Here is a 4,382-nt window from a genome sequence, read left to right as displayed (position 1 = left end):
TGTTACAGGAGTAAGCTCTGCACAAGCGGATGAATTGAATATTCCTAAAAATAATGGGACATGTAAAAATATTACGCAAAATGTAGAAGCAAATGAATATGTGAAAGGATGTATTAAAATATTTCCGAACCCTCTTCTTGGTCCAATAGTAAGAATACCTAATACTTTTACATATGATGATGATATTTATCAAGGAACACTTCAGCTTGTTTCTCAAGAACGTTCCTCGTTTTCGATTGTATGTTATTATGAAGGTACGGTAACAAAATACAAATAATAAGTTAAGTGTATATTTCTTTTATTTTAACAATATGCATTCATTAGACTAAAAAAATTTATAACCTTATAAATATTAAGGATTTTAAAGAGCTTTTAATACTAAATTACCTTTATTCTTAGCGTTGCCATAGCTCCCAAAAAGAACTCTTGGTAAAAGGGCTCTTTTGTATTTTTTAGACTCATCTAAGTTATTTAGATTTTAATACAATAAATGTACTATAAAGATCAGATATTCAATCGAGAAATCTTTTTCGGATTTCTGGGGCAGGCAATGAACAGCTTGTTTGCTTTCCAAATAATTTATATCTATTTTCTGCAAATTTTTCATAAAAAAAGTCACGTAGGGGCCTTGGTATTAATAAAAAAAGAATTGTTACTTTCCAAAGTCTATTAAAATTTTTACAGATATTTATTATAGCTTCGGATTTAATGTAAGCAGTATCATTTTCAATTAACACAATACTGTCAGTATTTGCATCAATATGATATTTTTTTAGTAATTGTCTTCCGATGTGACCCTGTAACGAAGCAAATTGAAAATAAGCGTTATGATCCCGTTTTATAATAAATTGAATACTTCGGTTACAAAAACTACACTCACCATCAAATAGGACAATACCGGTCATAATTGATCCTCCTTTATAGGATATATACTTTTAGCTAATCTTTAAGGATCGCTTATTTGTTATTTCCACTAATTATTTCATCCATTTTAACATTCTACTAAATTTGAAAATTCCAGATTTTAATTTGATGCTTTAGGCATTAGAGTCCTATGAAAGATACCGTAAAGAAATATATACTTCTTTTGATACGAATAAATAGTTTTTCTTTTTTTGATGATTGTATTAGTTAGCAAAACAATCTCAAATTCAACAAGAGACTGTTTTGCTAAAATAAATGAATTTTCATCTCATATTTGCTAATCCATTAGTCAACTTAGACTAGGTTGTTAATTTTTGAGTGCTGTAATAACATTGTGGATAAGCTGCTCTTTATTAAATTTATTATCTGATTTTAAAGTATCTCTTTCTGCATAGCGCATTGCAGTTTTTTGATCAAGCTTTTCACTAGAACGTTCTACTGTTTTTTGATAGCTTTTCCAAACAACTGCAATAATTTCAAAACCTGCCCCCTGTGGTGAAATATAAGAATCTTTAAAATCCTTAAGATCTAAATTACTATTCGGCTCATATAAAGCTTTGTACAAAATTTCTCCACCCTTTTGTAACTGTTCATCAATTTTTTTAGGGTTTTCTTCATGAATTGCTGCAGACAATTCTTTGAGGTAATTCGGATTTTCTTCCTTTACATATTCAGTAATATCCTCTACTACTTTCACTAATTTCTTTTCTTTGTCATTGTTGTTACTGTTTATTTGAGAATCACTGTAAATCTTTTCGCCAAATTTTCCAACACCAAAAAATACACCTTTAAAAATATCATCACTCGTATATTTAGATAATTGTTGTTTTTGCTCATCCGCTTTAACTTGGTTAACATTCAAACTACCTAATGTAGAGATACTAAATAAGCATGTAGCAGCTATTGCTAAAGGYACACATTTTTTTGTAATTTTCATTTTATTATCTCCTTTTATTATGGAATTTTTATTAATAGAACTTGGCTTATTAATTGAAGTGTGATAAGTCATTATAAATAAGTGACGGAAATTTATTTATAAAAATAAAATCGACATTTCAATCAAAAGGACTACACCACGATTAAATAACACAATACTAGTTATAATTTATTTATCTTTGGAGTTTTTTGTTTTTTCTAGCCACTCCTTAAAGACTTCTGACTTATTATCTCCCACTAATCTATCGATTTCCTTACCGTTTTGGTAGTGAATAATTGTAGGTGTACCTTCAATTTTAAAATTATTCCAACTATTTTGGTGTTTTTCTAAATTTAAAGTTTGTAAATTAATATCCATTTCGCTAGCCATTGGAATTAGTACAGGAGATACTTTAGAACAATATGAACAATTTGTTTGATAAAAATATATAATTTTATCTTTTTTATTAGTAATATCTTCTTGAAGCTGGTTTGGACTAATATTATTAGTGTAATAATTTTTTTCTTCCTTGTTTATGAAAAAAATTATGGCTCCAAATAAAATTAGGGTTACTATTACAAAAATAATGATTTTTTTCACGAACTTACCCTCTTTTTTGTATTTTGATGATGATAATGCTACCACTAATTATTATGATGAACGCAATAAAAGCTAATAACGGAATTGTAATAATCCCATACCAATCCAAATAATCTGTATTGCAAGGAACCCTTCCACAAGTAGCTTTATCATTTGACAACAAAGGAAGTTTTTGCATTAAATAATGATAGAAAGATATAGAACCACCAATAATTGAAAGTATTAGACTATAAATACTAATTTTATAATCTTTTTTTACAGTAGCTATTCCTAAGATAATTACTAAAGGATACATGAAAATTCGTTGGTACCAACATAATGAACAGGGTTCATATTTCATAATTTCAGATAGGTATAAACTTGAAGTAGTTGCTATGAAACTGGTTGCCCATATTATGAATAACGTTAACTCTAATCTTTTTTCATTATTCATATATTAAAGTCCCCTTTTAAATCATCAAATGCATTTTATTATTACGAGATTGAGAGTACTTTTAAAAATTAAGAGCAAATATTAGATTGAAAATTTGCTCTTAAAGAAAAGTGTATCTTTTTCATATCGGGAGTAGCACTTTAATTATCAAGGTCTAAAATTGATTTCAAAGTGCTACAATAATATTATGGACCAATTGTTCTTTAGTGAAAGTGTCAGCTGACTTTGATGAATTTTTGTCTAAATAATGCATTGCTGTTTTAGGTTCTGGCATATCACTAGGCGGTGAAGATGTAACTTTAACGTATTTCCAAACAACCACGTAAATAGCTAAAACTAGACATAAACCTGTTCCTTGTAACCAACTATTTAATGCTTTTGAGTCTTCAACAGTTAAGTTATTAGTGGGTTCTGTTAAAGCTTTGTTTAGAATTTCTCCGCCTTTCTGTAATTGTTCATTTATTTTATTTGGATTTTTGCTGTATATTGTTGCAGATAAATCGTCCAGGTAACTAGGGTTTTCTTTTTTTATATACTCAGTAATATGATCCACTGTTTCTAAAAAATCTCTTTCTTCTTTACTTTCACTAATAGTTAGTGGAGAGTCATTGTAGACTTTTTCACCATATTCTCCAATCCCAAAAAATATCCCTTTAAAAATTTCTTCTTTCGAATATTGTGTAGGTGCTTCCGCAGCATATACTTTGTCTTTTACACTTTGTAAATTGAATAACATGCCGACAATAAGCGAAAAACATAGTATAATTATTATAGGTTTAGGTTTCTGTTTTATCATTTATTATCACCTCAAATTATTATTAAAATCTTTTTATAACGAATAGTATAATAGTAGTAATTATTTAAATTAGGGGAGTGGTTCTTGTTTTTCATTAATAGACAAGTTACACCTTTATAATAACGATGTAACTTGCCCACAAAATTACATTATAATTTTGTTAACTTATTCTTTTAAAAATGTTGGCAATGTTATCTTCTCTCTTTTGTTGAATTTCTTCTTTAGATAAACTTGGATCAAGGAATTCTGGGGCTGATTGAATAGATACTTTCCAATAGATAGTTGCTACAACCGCAGCTGTTGTTACAACTGCTGCTGCATGAAATGCAACTCCATATGTAACTAGAGCTAGCGCACAAACTGTTGGACCACATACCTCTTGTTTATCATTTTCAACTATTCGTCCATTTTTTTTAGCAATTTCCATAAGTGCAGTTGAACCTTCCTCTAATAATTTATCAACTTTTTTTGGATTTTTTTGTTGCACGGCTTGTTCAAGTTTAGTGAAATATTCAGGCTTTTGTTCTTTTAATTGACTAATTAACACATTAACTGCTTCTTGGGATTCTTTAGAAGACATAACTTTCAAAATTTTAGGGTCCCACATATCAGCGAAATTTTCGGATAATTCACCCTGCCCGAAAATAACTCCTTTGAAAATTTCTTCACCAGAATATTTAGATAGGTTTTGTTCTTGCTCGGCTGCTTTAACT

At 28.9% G+C, this 4,382-nt stretch carries 7 protein-coding genes; 1 reads left to right on the top strand and 6 read right to left on the bottom strand.

The window, feature by feature from the left end; all coding sequences use genetic code 11:
- The coding region (locus AC1DJR_RS18750; RefSeq protein WP_477003224.1) for a hypothetical protein at nucleotides 1–277 on the top strand (277 nt) is incomplete at its 5' end.
- A gap of 235 nt (nucleotides 278–512) precedes the next feature.
- Here AC1DJR_RS18750 and AC1DJR_RS18745 read toward each other — a convergent pair.
- The 6 genes from AC1DJR_RS18745 to AC1DJR_RS18720 all read right to left on the bottom strand — a co-directional run.
- Nucleotides 513–905: a thiol-disulfide oxidoreductase DCC family protein gene (locus AC1DJR_RS18745; protein WP_429688243.1), complete on the bottom strand. Its 393-nt coding sequence runs from the start codon at nucleotides 903–905 to the stop codon at nucleotides 513–515.
- 326 nt (nucleotides 906–1,231) lie between these two features.
- On the bottom strand, nucleotides 1,232–1,861 hold the full coding sequence (locus tag AC1DJR_RS18740; protein WP_429688242.1) for a sporulation delaying protein family toxin: 630 nt from the start codon (nucleotides 1,859–1,861) through the stop codon (nucleotides 1,232–1,234).
- A gap of 168 nt (nucleotides 1,862–2,029) precedes the next feature.
- On the bottom strand, nucleotides 2,030–2,440 hold the full coding sequence (locus tag AC1DJR_RS18735; protein ID WP_002166923.1) for a thioredoxin family protein: 411 nt from the start codon (nucleotides 2,438–2,440) through the stop codon (nucleotides 2,030–2,032).
- 4 nt (nucleotides 2,441–2,444) lie between these two features.
- Nucleotides 2,445–2,873 carry a disulfide oxidoreductase gene (locus AC1DJR_RS18730; protein ID WP_002166922.1) on the bottom strand — a complete coding sequence of 143 codons (429 nt, stop codon included), beginning with the start codon at nucleotides 2,871–2,873 and terminating at the stop codon, nucleotides 2,445–2,447.
- Nucleotides 2,874–3,039: 166 nt separating this feature from the next.
- Nucleotides 3,040–3,669, bottom strand: a complete 630-nt coding sequence (locus AC1DJR_RS18725) for a sporulation delaying protein family toxin (protein ID WP_002166921.1) — start codon at nucleotides 3,667–3,669, stop codon at nucleotides 3,040–3,042.
- Nucleotides 3,670–3,829: 160 nt separating this feature from the next.
- Nucleotides 3,830–4,382, bottom strand: a 553-nt coding sequence (locus AC1DJR_RS18720) for a sporulation delaying protein family toxin (protein ID WP_477003223.1), incomplete at its 5' end; no start/stop codon positions are given.

Source organism: Bacillus sp. 05T31, assembly GCF_056396725.1.
Note: the sequence above shows the minus strand (reverse complement) of the source record. Positions and strands in the feature narration are given on the sequence as shown.

Bases quoted from the DNA above. Each gene is read 5' to 3' on its own strand.
- AC1DJR_RS18745 (WP_429688243.1), bottom strand. From the start codon at position 905: ATGACCGGTATTGTCCTATTTGATGGTGAGTGTAGTTTTTGTAACCGA.
- AC1DJR_RS18730 (WP_002166922.1), bottom strand. From the start codon at position 2,873: ATGAATAATGAAAAAAGATTAGAGTTAACGTTATTCATAATATGGGCA.
- AC1DJR_RS18725 (WP_002166921.1), bottom strand. From the start codon at position 3,669: ATGATAAAACAGAAACCTAAACCTATAATAATTATACTATGTTTTTCG.